Raw genomic sequence first — 278 nt, forward strand, 5'->3', positions numbered from 1 at the left:
CTCGGGGTCCGCTTCCATGCCGTGGATCGCTCGGATACGCGGGCGCTGTCCCGGCTCGTCGGCGCCGGGAGTGACCTTCTGGTCGACCTCGTCGCGTACACGGGTTCTCACGTCGTGGACGCGCTTCCCTTTTATCGCGATAGCGGCTCGATAGTTGTTGCATCTTCCCGCGCGGTATACGTGGACGAGGGCGGGCGACACATCAACGGGGACGAACCACCACGGTTCCCCGTCCCCATTCTCGAAACCAATTCCACGCTGGCGCCGGCGGCGCCAGG

General features: G+C 65.8%; 1 protein-coding gene. It reads left to right on the plus strand.

Annotated features, from left to right (window positions below):
* A partial coding sequence (locus tag SB717_RS35355) for a Rossmann-fold NAD(P)-binding domain-containing protein (RefSeq protein ID WP_410907592.1) occupies positions 1–278 on the plus strand: 278 nt, incomplete at both ends.

It is taken from the genome of Priestia sp. SIMBA_032, assembly GCF_046535215.1.
In the GTDB taxonomy this organism is placed as follows: Bacteria; Bacillota; Bacilli; order Bacillales; family Bacillaceae_H; genus Priestia; species Priestia aryabhattai.